The sequence below is a fragment of the Acinetobacter sp. NBRC 100985 genome (genome assembly GCF_000241225.1).
GTDB classification, from domain to species: domain Bacteria; phylum Pseudomonadota; class Gammaproteobacteria; order Pseudomonadales; family Moraxellaceae; genus Acinetobacter; species Acinetobacter venetianus.
Genome location: NZ_BAEB01000014.1, coordinates 74,042 through 93,100 on the forward strand (window position 1 = coordinate 74,042; position 19,059 = coordinate 93,100).

At 38.1% G+C, this 19,059-nt stretch carries 17 protein-coding genes; 7 read left to right on the forward strand and 10 right to left on the reverse strand.

Features of this window, described 5'->3' with window-relative positions:
* Positions 1–383: 383 nt before the first annotated feature.
* The gene (locus ACT4_RS04400) at positions 384–1,163 is read left to right on the forward strand and encodes an IclR family transcriptional regulator (RefSeq protein ID WP_007480130.1); all 780 of its coding nucleotides are present in this window, start codon (positions 384–386) and stop codon (positions 1,161–1,163) included.
* Positions 1,164–1,364: 201 nt separating this feature from the next.
* Here the strand turns inward: ACT4_RS04400 and ACT4_RS04405 are convergent, their stop codons facing one another.
* The 8 genes from ACT4_RS04405 to ACT4_RS04440 form a co-directional block, all read right to left on the reverse strand.
* Positions 1,365–2,525 (reverse strand): hypothetical protein, encoded by a 1,161-nt coding sequence (locus tag ACT4_RS04405; RefSeq protein ID WP_007480132.1) that lies wholly within the window; start codon positions 2,523–2,525, stop codon positions 1,365–1,367.
* A 115-nt stretch (positions 2,526–2,640) separates the two neighbouring features.
* A complete protein-coding gene (pgsA, locus tag ACT4_RS04410) occupies positions 2,641–3,228 on the reverse strand; it encodes a CDP-diacylglycerol--glycerol-3-phosphate 3-phosphatidyltransferase (protein ID WP_004876453.1) in 588 nt (195 codons plus the stop codon).
* A 105-nt stretch (positions 3,229–3,333) separates the two neighbouring features.
* Positions 3,334–4,131 (reverse strand): thioesterase family protein, encoded by a 798-nt coding sequence (locus ACT4_RS04415; RefSeq protein ID WP_007480136.1) that lies wholly within the window; start codon positions 4,129–4,131, stop codon positions 3,334–3,336.
* Between the two features lie 104 nt (positions 4,132–4,235).
* On the reverse strand, positions 4,236–6,035 hold the full coding sequence (gene uvrC / locus ACT4_RS04420) for an excinuclease ABC subunit UvrC (RefSeq protein WP_007480137.1): 1,800 nt from the start codon (positions 6,033–6,035) through the stop codon (positions 4,236–4,238).
* Between the two features lie 108 nt (positions 6,036–6,143).
* Complete coding sequence (locus ACT4_RS04425) at positions 6,144–7,007, reverse strand: hypothetical protein (RefSeq protein ID WP_007480138.1); 864 nt, start codon at positions 7,005–7,007, stop codon at positions 6,144–6,146.
* 108 nt (positions 7,008–7,115) lie between these two features.
* A complete protein-coding gene (locus ACT4_RS04430) occupies positions 7,116–7,532 on the reverse strand; it encodes a PH domain-containing protein (RefSeq protein ID WP_004876449.1) in 417 nt (138 codons plus the stop codon).
* A gap of 88 nt (positions 7,533–7,620) precedes the next feature.
* Positions 7,621–8,538 carry a lipid A hydroxylase LpxO gene (lpxO, locus tag ACT4_RS04435; RefSeq protein WP_004876448.1) on the reverse strand — a complete coding sequence of 306 codons (918 nt, stop codon included), beginning with the start codon at positions 8,536–8,538 and terminating at the stop codon, positions 7,621–7,623.
* 150 nt (positions 8,539–8,688) lie between these two features.
* On the reverse strand, positions 8,689–9,747 hold the full coding sequence (locus ACT4_RS04440; RefSeq protein WP_007480143.1) for a diguanylate cyclase domain-containing protein: 1,059 nt from the start codon (positions 9,745–9,747) through the stop codon (positions 8,689–8,691).
* A gap of 649 nt (positions 9,748–10,396) precedes the next feature.
* Here ACT4_RS04440 and fadB point away from each other — a divergent pair.
* Positions 10,397–12,550, forward strand: a complete 2,154-nt coding sequence (gene fadB / locus ACT4_RS04445; RefSeq protein WP_004876445.1) for a fatty acid oxidation complex subunit alpha FadB — start codon at positions 10,397–10,399, stop codon at positions 12,548–12,550.
* Between the two features lie 12 nt (positions 12,551–12,562).
* Complete coding sequence (gene fadA / locus ACT4_RS04450) at positions 12,563–13,735, forward strand: acetyl-CoA C-acyltransferase FadA (protein WP_004876444.1); 1,173 nt, start codon at positions 12,563–12,565, stop codon at positions 13,733–13,735.
* A 62-nt stretch (positions 13,736–13,797) separates the two neighbouring features.
* On the opposite strand, the gene ACT4_RS04455 is transcribed toward fadA, so the two are convergent.
* Positions 13,798–14,316: a hypothetical protein gene (locus ACT4_RS04455; RefSeq protein WP_007480146.1), complete on the reverse strand. Its 519-nt coding sequence runs from the start codon at positions 14,314–14,316 to the stop codon at positions 13,798–13,800.
* Between the two features lie 311 nt (positions 14,317–14,627).
* Between ACT4_RS04455 and ACT4_RS04460 the strand changes: the two genes are divergently transcribed.
* The gene (locus tag ACT4_RS04460; protein WP_007480148.1) at positions 14,628–15,326 is read left to right on the forward strand and encodes a hypothetical protein; all 699 of its coding nucleotides are present in this window, start codon (positions 14,628–14,630) and stop codon (positions 15,324–15,326) included.
* A 53-nt stretch (positions 15,327–15,379) separates the two neighbouring features.
* Here the strand turns inward: ACT4_RS04460 and ACT4_RS04465 are convergent, their stop codons facing one another.
* A complete protein-coding gene (locus ACT4_RS04465; protein WP_007480150.1) occupies positions 15,380–16,129 on the reverse strand; it encodes a hypothetical protein in 750 nt (249 codons plus the stop codon).
* Between the two features lie 175 nt (positions 16,130–16,304).
* Between ACT4_RS04465 and ACT4_RS04470 the strand changes: the two genes are divergently transcribed.
* From ACT4_RS04470 to ACT4_RS04480, 3 genes are all read left to right on the forward strand, one after another.
* Positions 16,305–16,997 carry a DsbA family oxidoreductase gene (locus ACT4_RS04470; RefSeq protein ID WP_007480151.1) on the forward strand — a complete coding sequence of 231 codons (693 nt, stop codon included), beginning with the start codon at positions 16,305–16,307 and terminating at the stop codon, positions 16,995–16,997.
* Positions 16,998–17,380: 383 nt separating this feature from the next.
* Positions 17,381–17,566, forward strand: coding sequence for a hypothetical protein (locus ACT4_RS04475; protein WP_004876437.1), 186 nt, complete (start codon positions 17,381–17,383; stop codon positions 17,564–17,566).
* Between the two features lie 11 nt (positions 17,567–17,577).
* Complete coding sequence (locus ACT4_RS04480) at positions 17,578–18,993, forward strand: hypothetical protein (RefSeq protein WP_007480152.1); 1,416 nt, start codon at positions 17,578–17,580, stop codon at positions 18,991–18,993.
* The last annotated feature ends 66 nt before the right edge of the window (positions 18,994–19,059 follow it).

Here is a 19,059-nt window from a genome sequence, read left to right on the forward strand (position 1 = left end):
TTGCACATTTCCTTATCAAAATAATGAAATGCAAACACGCTTGTTGATTCGAAAGACTTCAAATCAACGTGATAGAGAACTAATTATTTGGAGTGATACACAATGTTTGGACAATTTGCTTCAAAATAATTATCCAAATAAGACATTGTGTTGTTGATTTTTTCAAAACAAAGCAGAATAGTCAAGATAAATTATCACTATTTGATAATTCTTAAATTTAATCTAGAATAAACCTTATAAAATTTATCTTTTTTCTCAATTTCAACCGAAATCTATTGATTAAAAATGATCAGTTTTAAAAGTCCACACACGCTGTTCTGCTTTTCTGTTATAAAGCAATAAAAGTTCGAGTTTCACGTTTTTTTAGGAGTAGACAACCCATCATGGCAATTTCGAGTTTTGGTAAAATTCTCACTGTACTGGATCTCTTTTCAGTGTCACGTCCGATTATCAATGTCGATATCATTTGTGATGAGCTTGGTCTATCCAAACCAACGGCCTATCGTTATCTCAAAGAACTTGTTTCTAGTGATATGTTGAAGCGTATTAGTGGAACTTCTGGTGATTACACTTTAGGGTCTAAGATTGCAGTTTTAGACTATATTTCGCATAGTACTGATCCGCTGGTACAAATCAGCATCCCTTTTATGCGTGATATCGTTGAGCGCACAGAATTATGTTGCTTACTCACTTATTTAAATCATGATTACTGCATTGACCTACATCATGAGACGTTCAAAGAGGCTGAGCTGATCTCTTATGGTCGTGGTTGTCCACGTCCTGTATATGTGGGTGCTTCGCCTAAGATTGTGATCGCACACCTCACCAAGCAACGGATACAAGCTTATTACCAACAGTTCACTCAAGAGTTGGCTCAAGTTGGCTTTGCCAATAACTTAGATGAATTCACTCAACAAATGCGAAAAATTAAAAAGCAAGGCTTCTATTTATCACAAGGTGAGATTGACCCTCTTGTTTGTGGTCTTTCCGTACCTATTCGCTTCTCGAATAAAGAAGCCCCGATTGCGCTCACGTTGGTGGCCTCTAAAAACCGTTTCGATTTTCTAAATATTCAGAAGTTAATTGAAATCTTACAAAACAATGCAGCACAAATTGAGCATAAGTTTGCAACACTTTCAGAGAACCAAATTAATTATATTTGAGAATATTAAAAAATATTTACATTTTTCACCGTTGTAAATATCAACATATTCTCATATTATGATTATGTTCTTCAGCATACTCTCCCAAAAGAGCATGACTTTCCTCAGAGAACTAAGCTCATCGTTGTTATGGGCTTTTTTCTTGCCATCTAAAAATAAAAAAGCCTTCTAAAAAGAAGGCCTCAAGATCATAGTTAATATTTAGCACATGATTTTATGAATCAATTTAGCTTCAACTAACATCTGTTCAGTTTGATCCGCATTGATTGACATTAGGTACTTACCATTGGAGTAATACACTGAATCATCCGCACCAAGCGCATAACTGAGTACCCCTTTCTTCAAAACCTTTTGCTCACCTGATGCAGATTGCTGAACTAATTCCCAATTACGTGGAATCACTCCTGCAAACTTTTCCCCTGCATTTTGATTTTGCTGTAATGTCTTCTGTGCTTTGATTAGGTTACCTTCGACAAATAATTCTTCTTCAGATTTTTGTCTTGCCTTAGCAGGGTTGGCACCAGAGGTCGATTTTAAAGATTCACCTGTATAGCGTTGTGTGAAAAAATCTAACCAACCAAAAATAGCGCGTAAAATTTTAAACGGCGCCATCAAAATATCTTTTATAGAGCTACCACTATAATTTTGACCTTGATATGGTCGTTTTAAATAATATAACTGCCCATTCTTGCCCACCTTTGGTTTATAAAAATCATAACGTGGGTCACTTAGGATTGTTTCAAGTTCCCCTGTTTTGAGATCCAAACGGCAAATTTCTTTAGGGCCAATACTTACATTACCCTGATGATCATAGGCAAAACCACAGCTATCGTAATAAACAACATTGGGATTTTCAGGATCAAAACATGGATGCTCATCCTGACAATCCCCCTCGGTAATATATTGAATACGACTTGAATCTAAACCCAGAACGCATAGATGACGTTCAAAAGCATACCCCTTGCTTGCAGATAAAATTAAGCGTTGATTCTGCGTATCATAATCAAGATGATGAACAATAAACTCATTATTACGCAGTACCAAAGATTCAGGCTGTTCTAGGGCTGCTAATGATTTGATATAAATCGCACAGCCGTCCTGCAATCGAGCTGCATAAATTATCTGCTGTTCATTCGTCAACACCGCATCTACAGGAAAAATATGCGCTAGCTCATCAGGATCATCATAATTACGCAAGCCCATGAATTGCGCACCTGTACCAGTGGTTTTCCATTGCTTACGTTGCTTAATTTCTTGCAAATTTTTCTTATATTGGCTCACCGCATGACAATCAATACTTTGTGATTGCTGATTTTGCAGTTGATATAACGATTGATTAGATAAATAAAGTAGAGATGACATTAATTTATTTCCTGATTCATCATTTTTAGCATTCACATGATCAAATCAGACCAAGTGAATGCTATGATTTTATTAATATTTTAAGTTTCTAATTAAAGTATATCGAGTACAACATTTACGGTTGTTTCAAATACGGCCATGCTGCTTTCATATAAATGAACATCGACCACAGAGTCAAAATTACTGCGGCGTATAATAAAGCATAAGCCCACATTTCCAATGGCTTCCAATTAAGTAAAAACACACTAATTGCAATCATTTGAAATGCTGTTTTGTATTTCCCCACGGTTGATACCGCAACACTGGTACGCGCACCAAGCTCTGCCATCCACTCACGTAAAGCCGATACGGTAATTTCACGAGAAATAATCACGATTGCAGCAAATGCCATCGAAATGGTGGGTTGCCATTGCACCAGTACAATTAACGCTGCTGCGACCATTAACTTATCAGCAACTGGATCTAGAAAACGTCCAAAAGCAGATGTCTGATTAAGAGTTCTTGCAAGATAACCATCAAACCAATCTGTCACTGCTGCAAGCACAAAAATGGCTGTCAGCACCATATGCCGCATCATTCCCCCATGATGCTCAGCAATTCCAATCGCTGGTGGCCAATAAGCAATCACCAAAAAAACAGGAATAAGGGCAATGCGCGCCAAAGTCAAAATATTCGGAATGTTCAGGATTCGCCCTGTACTCATAAACACCGCCATGTTGTTCGCATCAAATATGCATGTCGCACAAAGGATGTGCCGAGATTGTATCCAACTGTAAGCAACTTTATACGAAATGCTGCGCAGTGTCGACTAGGCAAAGACAGCAACTGTCTGTCGGAGCACCGCAATTAAACGGTTTTGACTATCCCAGACATAGGCATACTCAGTTGAATAACCATGCTCAGCAACTTGTGTCACGACTTTGTATTTGAACCAATCTTGGATTTGATTCGCAATCGGATCAAGATAAGTAATATGCCATGTTAAAGAACTTGCAGGTGCAGGCGTTTTAAACATCGGCAAGACGCCTGGTGGCCATACGTCCATCAATGCAAATAAATCAGCCAAATACATTTCACGATTTGAATGTTGCTGAGGTGAGAAACGACTCCACCCACCAAAGTCTGGAACTTTACTCCCTGCCATCGGATAGCTTCCTTCCGCCCAACACAATTCAAACTGTTGTAAGCATTCAGGCATTAATCCTTCTAGATAGACCATTTTTTCGAGCTGATCTGGCATTGGGTAATCTGGAACTTGCGGCTGATGATTGACAACAATACGAGATTCTCGACGGAGACCAAAGCTCGCAACTAAAATACTTTGTACCGCATCATCCTGCCATAAACGAACCTCTAAGCTGGTAACAGATTTACCTTTTCGAAGAATTTCAGCTGTCAATTTCGCTTGCCCCTGCTGTACAGGCCCAACAAAAGTGACATTACAGCTCAATAACTGCTTTTCAGGATCATTCACTGCACAAATTGCTTTTTGGACCAATAGTCCAGCAACTAAGCCACCAAAGACAGTACGCCCCTGTAGCCATCCCGCGGGGATATCAATCCATTCTTGTTGTTCAATTTGTTGATAAAGAGAAAGCAATGACATTGTTTTTCCTTAACTGTCAAAACATCCTATCTTTGAATGTTTTGGTTGATTTGTGAATGGTCATTAACTTATCAGTCAGTGAATAATTTGGTCAATCGGTCAAATTATTCATGCAAAATTTTATAAATTGTCCTAGCCATGACTTCCCCCAAGCCTGGCACCAACATCAGTTCTTTTTCAGATGCTTTTAATACACCTTGAATGCCACCAAAATGCGTGAGTAAATCTCGGCGGCGTTTCGGACCCAGTCCAGGAATCGCCTCTAATACGGAACTACTGCGACGTTTATCCCGCTTTGCGCGGTGCTTCGTGATCGCAAAACGGTGCGCCTCATCTCGGACCTGCTGAATCAAATGCAATGCTTTATGATCTTCAGACAATTGAATCTTCGTACCATCAGTAAAGTGAAGCGTCTCTAAGCCGGGTTTCCGCCCTTCACCTTTTGATACTCCAATCATAAATACATCTAACTCAAGCTCTTGCATCACGTCCATTGCCATATGCAGCTGACCTTTACCGCCATCAATCAGAAGCAAGTCAGGCAACATATTCTTCTTATAACGACGGATTAATGCTTGACGCATCGCTGCATAGTCATCGCCACCTGTAATATCTTGAATGGCAAATTGGCGATAATCGCGTTTTCGTGCTCCGCCCTGATCGAATACAACACAGGAAGCAATTGGTGCTTCACCCATCGTATGGCTAATATCAAAACACTCGATTCGATCAATTGGTCTTCCTACCACTTGCTCAAGCTGATGAAAACGCTCATTTAACTCTAAGTGATTACTGAGTTTGCCTTTAATTGCATGCTGAACATTCATTTGCGCCAGCTCTTGCCACTCAGCTCGGGTCTCACGCACTTTATGCTTAATTTGAACTTTTTTATTAAAGGTTTGTTGTAAGGCTTCTTCTAATTGTACTCGATCAGGCACTTCAACATTCACAATCAACTCAGTCGGAACCTCATCCGCAACCTGAAAATAAAAATTGGCAATAAAGTCGCTTAACATCTGTCCTAAATCATCACCCAACATATCTGGGAAATAGCTCTTACCGCCTAACATCCGCCCATTACGGACATACATAATTTGCACGCAAGTCACACCAGCCTGATAAGCGATTGCTAAAATATCGGCTTCACCTTTAATTTTAAATACAGCTTGCTGTGCCTGTACCTCGCGTAATAATGCGAGACGATCACGATAAAAAACGGCTTTCTCAAATTCTAGCTCTGCGGCAGCCTGCTCCATTTTCCCAATCAACTCTTGGTTTAACTCTTTCGTATCACCTTGCAAAAAGCGGATCGAGTTATCAACATCCTCTTTGTATTCTTCAGGACTAATCAACCCAACACAAGGGGCAGTACAACGTTTGATTTGATACTGAAGACATGGTCGTTTTCGTTGTGAGAAATAGCTATTTTCACACTGCCTGACATTAAATAGCTTTTGTAAAACCAGCAAGGTATCTCTTGCACTATATGCACTTGGATAGGGACCAAAGAACTTACCAATTTGATGTTTGCCCTTGCCACGTCCACTGGCAATTCGTGGAAAAGGTTTATCGGCTGAGACAAAGATATATACATAGGACTTATCATCCCGCAACATAATGTTATATGGCGGACGATGTAGTTTAATTAGGTTTTGTTCAAGTAATAAGGCTTCGGTTTCAGAACGAACCACCAGCGATTCAATATCATAAATTCGAGCAACCAATGCTTGTGTTTTAGGATGCTCAATGGTTTTTACAAAATAGCTCGAAACACGATTTTTTAAATTTTTTGCCTTGCCAACATACAATAGCTCGCCATCCTTGCCTAGCATTTTATAAACGCCGGGCAATTGGGTCATATGAGCAAGTATTTTTTCAATGTGTTCACGAGCGTTTGAGTTCACAGCAGACTTTCATTATCAGTAATGCTTTTGATGATGTAGTCTGAATAGATGAATTTCAAGTCAATTGAGTTGAAATCCATTTATTGAATCACTCAAGACATGGTCAAATCAAAAGACTTTACTTAACACTCTATCTACACTCTTGAAGGCCGATTCATTAAAGAACTCACATGCCAGTTCATTTGCTGGTGATACAGCATTTACTTCTCTTGTATTGTGATAAAAACCCCAATACTCCCGAGATTGATGGCGAATTCGGGTATCAGCTAAATTCATCTCAGTATTCGGTTGAAATGCTGTCCACGCGGCATTTTGCCAAATTCCTTGATTTTGAATATTACTATTGGTACTGACATGCGACAGATTTTGTGTTGGATAAGATTCAATATAATCTTGAGTACTCAACTGAACTTGTTTTTGCCAACACGTTGCGCCTGACGGGAACTTATCTTGAGTCGATAATAATAAGGCCTGAATAATTTGTAAGGTTGCATCACTAATCGAAGATGAAGCTGATGCTTGAGTTAAAAAGTAATTCACATAATCAGAAACATCTAAACCAGATAAATCAATTTTCTTTAGTTGATAGGTCAATTTAAAACTTGTTCTTTGCTCTAAATTACTAGGTTCATATTCCAACACAGTATCACTAAATGTTGCTTTACGACCCACAATATAAGCAGCATTTGTATTCTGTGGTGGAAATATCGTTGATATTCCATTGTTGGTTATAAAATTACGCAGTGCTTCAGTCTGTAACTTCGGTGTTTCTGTATAACTAATTAAAAGATCATTATTTTTATCAACTTGATATGATTTTTTAGTGAGTTTATTTGAGGTGTTTGCCGTCGCAATATCATAACTATAAAAGGCTTTATTCTTTGGATCAACAGTTCCATAGATATCATCATTTTCATCGCTACAAGCAACTAAGCTTAAAAGACTTAAACTAATCAATAATTGTTTTTTCATTATGTTTTCTCGTGGTTAAAATGAATTAAATACCATCAAAATTATACCACTTGATATAATTAAAAATATAAAATTATTAGAGATACAGCAAAATGAACAGCCTGATAATTACTTAGTCAAATCGTGTTCTAATGCAAGACAGAAAGCTTTTTGATCTTTAGGTGAAACCAAAATATGTGTCACATTGCCATTTTTTGCATAATCAATGCGTAAACGATCTAAAGACAAAGCAGGCGAAGAAATTAAATGATTCGATGCACTTATTTTTATAATATCAGCCTTATTTATTTTCCATTTAAATAGCATTGAATGAATGATTAAATCATTCTCTGTCACGATATAACGTGTATTGAAGATCGGCCACCAAAGCAAAACTATCGTGAATAAGTAAACAGCAGCATGTTCAGGATATTCTTGCATTGTTCCTTTCACATACATCGTCCATAAAAATTGCAATAATAGGCCTGTTGTTGCGATCACCACGCCCCAGAACCACCAATCTATTTTTGAACGAAAGGTTTGCATATTTTTTCCTATGCTTAATTTTAGAAATTAAAAATATTTTATAAACAAAGTATAAAAAACGCCCTTCAAGGGCGCCTTATATTTTCACTTATTTAAACACATAAGGTCTTATAAAAATAAGGAAAAATAATCCCAGCATAATGAACCACTTCAAAAAGTAATAAAGCTGACGGTTCGATTTCTTTAATGCTTTCGCTTTAATACGAATCTGATAAACATAACCAAAGACTTTGTTTAGACCACCTGTTTGATCACCTGCTTCATTCGGAGAACTCGCAGCGGTCATCACGCTTTTGCCAAACCAGTGATTAAATTTTTCCATCAAACGTGTTTTTAAAGGACGTTCCACATCAGCGAAAAAGATAATACGATTTTGATCAGTCTTATTTTCAGCATAATGAATATAAGTCTCATCAAAGACCACACTTTCACCATCACGCCATGAATAACGCTCACCATCGACATCAATAAAGCAACGATCATCATTGGGTGTAATCAAACCCAAGTGATAACGTAATGAGCCTGCATAAGGGTCACGATGACGAACCAAACGGCTATCAGGTGCAAGCTCAGTAAACATCGCTGCTTTAATTGTTGGGAGTGTTTTCAATAAAGCCGTTGTTTTAGGGCAGAGTTCAGCCGCAGATGGATGAGCCGAGTCATACCATTTCAAATAGAAACGCTTCCAACCTGTTTTAAAGAACGAGTTGAAACCTAAGTCATCGTAAGTACTTGAGGCTTTAATTCCTCCTTTTTCATACAATGCTTTTGCTTCGTCTCGAATCATTTCCCAATTTTCATCTAGAACTTTTAAGTCCTTAAAATGTTGAGTATCAATATAAGGCTGATTCGGCACTTTTGAGAACATGTACATCAAGAAATTGATCGGCGCTAAAATCGTTGAATGGTCAAAGAATTGACGATAAAACGAGTGCTTCACTTTACCACGACGCTGAATATAAAGCGCTGATATGATAAAGATCGCTAATATGATCCATTTAATCATTGAAATCGGCACAAAAAAATTAATCGCCAAATTTTAACACCATCGCCTATAATTTCTATACGCTTTTGATGAATTCCTCTTCCCTGCAAATACATAAAAATATTAATCATTAAATATCAAAATCTTATGATACAAAAGTTTATCTGCTTTTTAACTTTTCACCTTTAATTGTTTCTTTGCTTGGTACATACGAGCATCTGCTTCATGAAGCAAAGCTGCTGCTTCAAGATAGCCCTCAACATGATCTGTTTGTTTTATGCCAATACTCAGGGTAATGGTGGGTTCAATTTGCTGAATATATTGCAATAATCGCGGAACAAAACTTTCTGTCGCTTGTAATTCGGTACAACGAGGAAAAATAATACAAAACTCATCTCCTCCACACCGAAAGCAATGATCATCCAACCGCGCAACAAAGCGTATTCCATCGGCAACAATTTTTAGAATTTGATCTCCGCGTGGATGCCCAAAACTATCATTTATCACTTTAAAATCATTGATATCAATAAAAACAACTGTAACAGGTTCAAGCGCATGTTCTGCTGCACAAATCGTTGCATTCAAAATGCTATTGAGGTGTCTTACATTTAATAAACCCGTCAAGGCATCTGTCTGAGACAGTGCCTCCATTTGTTGAGCACGATCTTCTAAAACATTGGCATATTGTTCAATTTTTTCTTTTGATGTTTTTAATTCACTGACGAGACTCCATACATAAGTTTCGACCACCAGTGAAATATCAAACATAAATAGTTTTTCCAGCGTACAACTCACCTCATGAAATTGTTCAGTATCCCCCAATTGCTCATAAACCAAAGACATCAAACGCGTTTTTAAATGATAAATCGCTGATAAATATAATTTAGGTTCAACACCAATTCGCTTATGAACCAAACCGATTCTTAAACGATTATTGACATAATTTGCATCGTAACTTCCTGAAAATAATTCAGTGACATATTGTCGTTGTGCACGCTGCAATCGGGACAAGGTATCGACATCACCAATTAATGTCGCGATTTCAACCACTGACGTTTGTTGCTGATAAAACTCGATAACCACTTGATCGAGCAAAGGTTCCAACATAATTCCAAGCTGTACGAGACTCATTAACTCTTTATTGGTCAATGAAAGTAATGATTTTCGGTACTCTATTTCCTCACTGGAAATATGCATCTGTTTCATCAATGTTTGATCTGTTGGTTTCATCCGTATCCACCCTTGCTCAAACTGATTGAATGTGTCTTCGACTTCATCTATAAATCAAGTCAGACGACATTAAAAAGTGATTGAGCCTTCAAAACATTTGTAGTTACCACACCAAGGCCACAAGCATTTTCACAATCCCTTTAAAAATGGATATAACTAACAATTTTTGTCAGTCTAAAAATCCATTTTCCAACTCAAAAAACAACTTAAAAATACAAATCAAAAACTTAAAATAAAAATTGAGCGCTACACATCATTAATAAGCAACAAATAAGCCAACTACATCAAAAAACATATCGTAAAGTGATGAAATAAACAGAGTTTCTAAAAGTTTAATGACTGACAAGACAATCTCAGGCTCGTTTTGAGCTATATTTTCATTTACAAGGCCTCAACACACCATAAATGACCACCGACAATAAAACATTAATTATTGTTTTTTATAAAAATTCTAAAAAATAATAATGAAGTAATTCTGATAAATCTTAGCCTAAAAAGAATAGATGACCCTAGCGTCACGGCTTGATACAACTTGTTATGTCCTTTTTGGATATAGTTATCGTAAGATTAGCGAAGCATTTTGTGCACTTAATTGCACTCAGGCTTTATGACATCAACTCAGAATCCTCCACAACAAGGGAGATCAGGCATGATCCACGCTGGCAATGCCATTACCGTCCAAATGCTTGCGGACGGAATTGCAGAATTCCGCTTTGACTTACAAGGTGAGTCGGTTAATAAATTTAACCGTGCGACCATTGAAGACTTCCAAGCAGCGATTGCTGCAGTTAAAGCCAATAACGATATTAAAGGCTTAGTTGTTACTTCTGGCAAATCAACATTTATCGTTGGTGCTGACATTACTGAATTTGGCGACAATTTCGCTGCTGGTGAACAAGCAATCATTGATTGGCTTATGCCTGTACACGAAATCTTCAACAGTTTTGAAGATTTAGATATCCCTAAAGTAGCTGCGATCAATGGCATGGCACTTGGCGGTGGCTTTGAAATGTGCTTAGTGTGTGACTACCGTGTCATGTCTGAGCAAGCTCAAGTTGGCTTACCAGAAATCAAATTGGGTATCTATCCTGGTTTTGGTGGTAGCGTACGTTTAAGCCGTGTCATCGGTATCGACAATGCCGTTGAATGGATGGCAATGGCGAATCCGAAGAAACCAGCTGCTGCGCTTAAAGATGGTGCTGTAGATGCAGTTGTTGCTGCTGACAAACTCCAAGAAGCTGCTGTTGACTTAGTTAAACAAGCACTTGCTGGTCGTTTGAACTGGAAAGCAAAGCGTCAAGAAAAATTAGACGCAATTAAATTGAACCCACTTGAACAAATGATGGCGTTCAATACAGCGAAAGGTGCGGTTCTTGCTAAAGCAAATCCTGCGCAGTACCCTGCTCCAAAATTATTACTTGATTCTTTACAAGCAGGCGCAAGCTCAACACGTGATGATGCATTAAAAGCAGAAGCTCAAGGTTTTGCTAAAGCAGCAATCACACCACAAGCTGGTGCATTAATCGGTTTATTCATCAACGATCAAGTTGTGAAGAAAACTGCGAAAAAATATGAGAAAGGTGCTCATCCTGTAAACCAAGCAGCTGTTTTAGGTGCGGGTATCATGGGTGGTGGTATTGCTTACCAAGCGGCAAGCAAAGGCACTCCAATCATCATGAAAGACATTGGTAACCCACAACTTGCACTCGGTATGAAAGAAGCGAATGGCTTGCTCACTAAGCAAGTTGAACGCAAGAAAATGAAACCAGCGCAAATGGGTGAAACACTTGCTCGCATCCGTCCTACTTTGAGCTACGATGAGTTTAAAGAAGTGGATATCGTGATCGAAGCGGTAACTGAAAATCCAAAAGTTAAAGAAATCGTACTTGCTGATACTGAAAAACATGTTCGTGAAAACACGATCATTGCCTCTAACACATCTACAATCTCGATTACTCGTTTGGCGAAAGCATTACAACGTCCTGAAAACTTCGTTGGTATGCACTTCTTCAACCCAGTACACATGATGCCATTGGTTGAAGTCATTCGTGGTGAGAAAACTTCTGAAGAAGCAATCGCAACAACTGTTGTTCTTGCTCAGAAAATGGGTAAAACACCAATCGTTGTAAACGACTGCCCAGGCTTCTTAGTAAACCGTGTATTGTTCCCTTACTTCGGTGCATTCGACCTACTTGTTAAAGACGGTGCTGACTTCCAGCAAGTTGATAATGTAATGGCGAAATTTGGCTGGCCGATGGGTCCTGCATACCTGATCGACGTTGTTGGTATCGACACGGGTGTTCATGGTGCAGAAGTGATGGCAGAAGGTTTCCCTGACCGTATGAAGCCTGACTACAAAGGTTCTATCGAAGCAATGTATGAAGCAAAACGTCTTGGTCAAAAGAATGACGTTGGTTTCTACAAATACGTGTTAGATAAGAAAGGTAAGAAAGCGAAAACTGTTGATCCAACAGCATACGAAATCATCGCTCCTTACGTTACTGGTGAAAAACGCGAGTTTGATAACCAAGAAATCATTGATCGTATGATGCTTGCTTTCTGTAACGAAACCGTTCGTTGCTTAGAAGACAACATTGTTGCAACTGCTTCTGAAGCAGATATGGCGATGATCATGGGTGTAGGTTTCCCTCCATTCCGTGGTGGTCCATGCCGTTACATCGACCAAACTGGTGTTGCTGAATACGTTGCGCTTTGCGACAAATATGCACACTTAGGTAAGGCTTATGAAGCGCCACAAATGTTGCGTGACATGGCTGCTAACAACACAAAATTCTACGGTTAAGGAGCGACGTGAATGGCTACTTTAAATCCACGTGACGTTGTGATTGTTGATGGCGTTCGTTCTGCCATGGGCAAATCACGTAACGGTATGTTCCGCAATGTACGTGCCGACAGTTTATCTGCTGAATTAGTACGTGCACTTGTTGCTCGTAACCAGTTTGATACCAATGAAGTTGAAGACGTAATTTGGGGCTGTGTAAACCAAACTTTAGAGCAAGGTATGAACATTGCTCGTAACATTGGTTTATTGGCTGATATTCCAAAAACTGCTGGTGGTCAAACAGTAAACCGTCTTTGTGGTTCTTCTATGCAAGCAATCCATACGGCTGCTGCTCAAATCGCGACGAATCAAGGTGATGTATTCATCATTGGTGGTGTTGAGCATATGGGTCACGTCGGTATGATGCATGGTATCGACCTGAACCCTGAAGCATCTAAACACTATGCAAAAGCATCTAACATGATGGGCTTAACGGCTGAAATGTTAGGTCGCATGAACGGTATCTCTCGTGAAGAGCAAGATGCATTTGGTGTTGAATCTCACCGTCGTGCGTGGGCTGCAACTCAAGAAGGTCGTTTCAAAAACGAAATCGTTGGTGTAGAAGGTCATGATGCCAATGGCTTCAAAATCCTTTGCGACATCGACGAAGTAATTCGCCCAGATGCAAACCTTGAAGCGTTCCAAGCATTGAAACCAGTGTTTGATCCTAAAGGTGGTTCAGTAACAGCTGCAACTTCATCTGCTCTTTCTGACGGTGCATCTGCAATGTTGTTGATGTCTGCTGAACGTGCTCAAGCATTGGGTTTAAAACCACGTGCTGTAATTCGTTCAATGGCAATTGCAGGTTGTGATGCTGCAATCATGGGTTATGGTCCAGTTCCAGCAACTCAAAAAGCACTTAAACGTGCTGGTTTGACGATGGCTGATATCCAAACGATTGAGTTAAACGAAGCATTTGCTGCTCAAGGCTTATCTGTAATGAAAGGCTTAGGCGTTTATGACAAACAAGACATCATCAATCTGAATGGTGGTGCGATTGCATTGGGTCACCCATTGGGTTGTTCAGGTGCACGTATCACAACAACATTGTTGAACGTGATGGAACAACAAGATACGCAAATTGGTCTTGCGACCATGTGTATCGGTCTTGGTCAAGGTATCGCGACCATTATCGAACGTGTTTAATCAACACTGAGATAAAAAATCCCCGCTATATGCGGGGATTTTTTATAGCTAGGATAAAATTTTTAACGCGGAAACAATGGACTCGGTGGAGGATTTAATCCATCTCGGATTTGCTGTTGTAATTTCAAAAGATCGCTAAGATCAACTTTCATTGTTCCATTCTGAAAATCAATTGCATTATCCCGATTGATATTCAATGGTTCTAGCATTTTAAAAACACCATTCGTTGGATCTGATGACTGAAAACCGTTTGCCACCGCCAAAATATATTGTTGTAATATCGCTGGAACGTATGACAAATCAGGTTGAGCAGCTTGAGGCTGGTAATTAAGACCTCCAACACTTTCACTCACTTCTTGATTTTGCATATCTAAATTGACTTTATAGAGATAATGTTGAAGGGCTTGTCGTACATTTTTATCTTCTTGATATGGAACAATCCCAACTTCTTCACGTAACTCAGATTCAGCCATGAGACGGATCGTAGGCAGTGAAGCCACTTCATCCTCAGCATAAACAGCAGGTACGCCCATCATAGAAGAAAAAATAAAAATGAGGGCTGATCGTTTTAAAACGTTCATCGCTTACTCCAAAAATCATTCACCATATGCAAACTTCAACCAGCTCAAGATGAATAAATAAAATCTATAAAATTAGGTTACAACAAAGTCGTTATAGATTCAGTATGGGTCTGATAAACGGTAAATATCATTAAAATTTTGTACTAAATAGCAAATTATTCGCCCTTATAAAATATGTGTAATCTTTGTAAAAATCAGCATATTAGTCATAAAACGTCTAGCTTCAACTCATTTTTTTTATTATGGTCTTTTGATTGTTTTATAAATATTCATTTTTTTGATTTTAAAATTCAAATCATTAGGAGTCTTAGATGTTGTTCACTTCAATGAAAATAACAAGTGTGATCGCACTGACAGGGATACTATTATCAGGCTGTGCAACCAAAACGCTCATCACAAAAGATCATAAAACTTATAATCGAACCACCAAAGTTACTTTAGTTGAAGATAATGTTGTTGCCTTTGGTCGCCCTGCCCAACTATCTGCAAATTTACCTAAAGATAGCATTGTGATTGCGGGTCAAAAGAATAGCTATGTCCTCACTCAGGGAGGTGCACAGTTCTTCACTCTTATCAGCAAGCTTGATCCTAAAAATATCCAAATCACGCGAGACCTCAGTTTTTATTCTGAAAAAAATGACGGGCATTTCTCAGGCACACTGCCGCTTTCTTATGTAAAGCTCAAAGAAGATTTAAGCAAAAAAGACTTAGCGTTTTTCATTGAAAATGGTGCGAGAGAATGCTCAAGTTCTAGTGATGAACGTATGCAAGCACAGCGATTCTGTTTTGATCTTAAATTGGCTGGTGTGGTGTATCCTGTTGCTAACAACCTCACTTCACTCAAAGCACTCAGCAAGGCCTATCAAGTTACAATCTACACAAATAAGCAAGAAAGTTACCAATCAAAATCTAGCTTAAATCCTTTTGAGAAGCTGGTGCTGCTACCTTTTGCAGTTGCAATTGATGTCGTTAGCCTACCTTTCCAAGCGGCAGAGAAAATTTTCGATTGATGATCATTAAAAAAGACAATGACTTAAATATCAAATCATTGTCTTTTTAAAACTTAAAGTTCCTCGTCCAAAACTTCAGTATTGTTTTTCTTGATGTTATTCATTTTGGCATTTAGCTTTAAAACATCTTGATATAAAGCATTAAACTTTTTCACTTGCGCTGTTTCTGGGAAAAGAATCATCTTACCTTTTTTCTGCCACTGATCCTTTTTCAATAAATCAAACATCGCCTGTGCTTTTTCAATAATTTGTTGTTCTATAACGAATATATCATCAGCATTTTCTGCATTGATATTGCTTTCAATTTTTGCCAATAATGACGTTTTCATTTCATCGTCAATTGACAACTGTTTTGCCTGTTGCAATGAACTCAATTGAAGTTGTAGACGTTGTTTTCCATATTCATTGGAAATATTTCTTACATCAGCAAGCATTTTTTCAGTTTCTGCATAGTCCTGCTTACGATCACGATCCAAACGCTCAACATCCAAAAATGTATCCCAATTAGCAGCTTTTAACTCACGTAAATATTGATTTCGCGCTTCAATATTTTGCATCCAATAAGTCAGCAAAAACTCTGACATTTTTTTGTAATCACCTGACAGACGATCATCATGAATATCCAGCTGTACGGGGGTAGACCAATCCTGTGCTTGCATATAAAGAGCACGCATTTTTTCAGACATAACCACATCGAACATTTTTTGATTATTTAAAACACGCTGCTGTTGGTAATGTTGGTAGAAAAAAAATGAACTGATACACAGCACGACCACACCGATCAAAACTAATACACGGCGCATAAAGCCTCCTCATTTCATTATATTTTTTATGTTTTATCTAAGTTTAATCAAGACAATACTTAGATAGTATATCGTTTTTATTGCAGTGTACGTAACGCTGCATTACATTCACACCGCTTTAAATTCGTGTACACAGTCCCTATTATCTGTTTAATGTTAATTAAAGAGATCAATCATGCGTGTAGATATTTGGTCAGATGTGGTCTGCCCTTTTTGTTATATCGGTAAAAAACGCTTAGAACATGTTGCTGAGGAAGCAGGTATTGAGCTGGAAATCCATTGGCATAGTTTTGAACTTGATCCAAATGCACCCGCAAAACATGACACATCAAATACAGAGCGTTTAGCTAAAAAGTACGGTCGAAGCTACGCTGAAATGGAAGAGATGGAGCGTAATGTTGCAGCAATGGCAGCATCAGAAGGCATCGACTTCCAATGGCAGAAAGCCAATTCAGGTAATAGCTTTAATGCACATCGTATTATTCATCTTGCACAAAGTAAGGGACTAGGAAACGAAGCAAAAGAAGCGTTCTTCCACGCGTATATGACCGAAGGTCTTGCGATTGGAGAGCGTGAAGTTGTTGAGGAAATTGCTTCACGTATCGGTTTAGACAATGCTGAAGTTGAATATGTATTAGATTCAGATGAACTCGCTGATTTTGTTCGTCATGATGAAAAAATTGCACATGAGCAACTTAAAGTTACTGGCGTGCCATTTTTTGTGTTTGATCAAAAGCTCGCACTTTCGGGGGCGCAACCTCGTGAAGTTTTCTTACAAGCTTTGCAGCAAGCAGATTCAGATGATCAAAATATTGAACAGACCGATGCTGCACAATGTAATGATGACTCTTGCGAAATCAAACCTTAAATAATTAAACCTACAGATGAGTTTTATCGTTAGATAGAACTCATTCTTTATAGAACTTAATCTGTTGATTTAAACCAATTATCTTTAAAAAAATACCGCCTATCTCAGCCAAAAAATCCTGTAACAAAGTTCATGAGCTTATTGCTCAACTTTTAGCTAGTTGATTTGTGAACGAAATCACAAGCTGCTTATAAATTTATAGATGTATTTTTGCAGTACCATCTAATTATCCGATTCATTGTTTTAAAGTGTTTTTATTTTACCAATAAAACATGATCAACATCTCGATTTAGAATCCTCAAATGAGATTCTCTAGCAATTGACGTTCTCTAGATTTTGCCTATATTTCTTCTATAATCGTCATAAAGTGACAATCTTTTGTTATGGAAATGCAAGAGTTACAAGCCTTATTGAGTGGTCAAGTTCAGCCTGAACATATTTGTATAAAACAGCTTGTAGCATTGGCGCATCAGCATACTCTGACGACTACAACTGAATATAAATTGCTCGAAAATGCTGTAAATGTAGTACTGATTCATTATTTAAAACAGGCTCAAGCCTATCTCTAAGGAAACAGGCAATGGACGTATTAGAGAAAGCACTATTGGTTGACGAGCTCAAACATTTGATCGTTGGCCTCAATGATAATAAAGCTTCACTTTTTGAAATTGCAAAATCGAAACAACGAATCAAAGATATCTGTGCGTCATGCAATGATCCACTGTTTCAGGATGAACTAACGGCTTTTAAAGAATTTATGCAACAAGAAGAATTTTCAAAACAAGATTTAGAAGATTATGGTTTCTCAATGACTTATCGTGGAACCTATAATTTTATGGGAAGAGTTGAAAGTGCCTTATTTGCTTCGGCAGATATGGGTTGGGCTGCTCTACGTCAATCACAGCATTGGCAAATATGGGTCATTCGTCCGTCATTATCATTCTTAAAAAGTCCATGGATGACCTCAACTCAAGAAGCACTTGAATGGTTAAAAAAGCATAGTCGCGAATTTATTCGAACTGATGAGGAATTAAAAACCATCATCCCTGTTTTAGAAGCTCATAACGAAATACCGACAACACTTTCTGCTCAAGAACAACTCTCATTATTACGTAAAGAAACTGCAAACTTTGAGTCACAACTCGAAGCGATTATTCAAGAAAAAATTCAACCTGTAACGCCTTCAAGTGATTCAGGCACAGTCACGGCAACACGTCCTAGACCAAGCTTTAGACAAAACTCACCTTCTGTTGCAAATATTAATAAAGCGAAGCCTGTTGCACTCAAAGATTTTAATTTAGATGGTCTATTATGCCGCCTAGAGCGCGTAGATCCTAAATTATATCCGTCCTTGTATCGTGTAGAACTACATGATGAAATTAATCAAAATATCAAAATTGATTGGCTCTATTTAAAAGCAGAAAATGATGAGCAACCACACTGGGGAACCGCTCAAATTTTCATTGCGGAACAACTTTACGAGCAAGGTCAGTTTTCACATTATGTGGTTCTAATTGGTACGCATAGTATCGACTATGCGATTACAGTGCTACAAGCATATACAGATCAACGTCATACTAGAACAAGCTCAATTCATCAAACCACTTGGACGACATTTAAAAAATTTTATCATCAGCATGAAACACTTTTTAATGAATGCATTATGAACGGAGCACAAGTTTGGCAACGTAATGAAGAAGCATACCCATATATTCCAGCATCATTTATTAACACGAAAAAGTTTATTCCTTTTGAGGAAACAGCAGCGAACTTTTTAACTCCTATTATTTTACTCAAAGAGCATCAAAAGATTCGTGTCATCCATGGTGCAGAACGGATTAAGTTATCTGCCGAAGATCAAGCTTATCCTTACCTATTGCTTGATCGTACTGATGGCTATACATGGCAATTAATTCGTCAAGTCATTAGCCGCCTTGCTCAACCTATTTCCGTCAATGATTTATATCAAGCTTTAGAAAATTCAGATCTATCATGATCTACTTAATATAATACCTAAGTCATCATCAAAATTTTGCTGATGACTTTTCTTTTTTGGCGAATA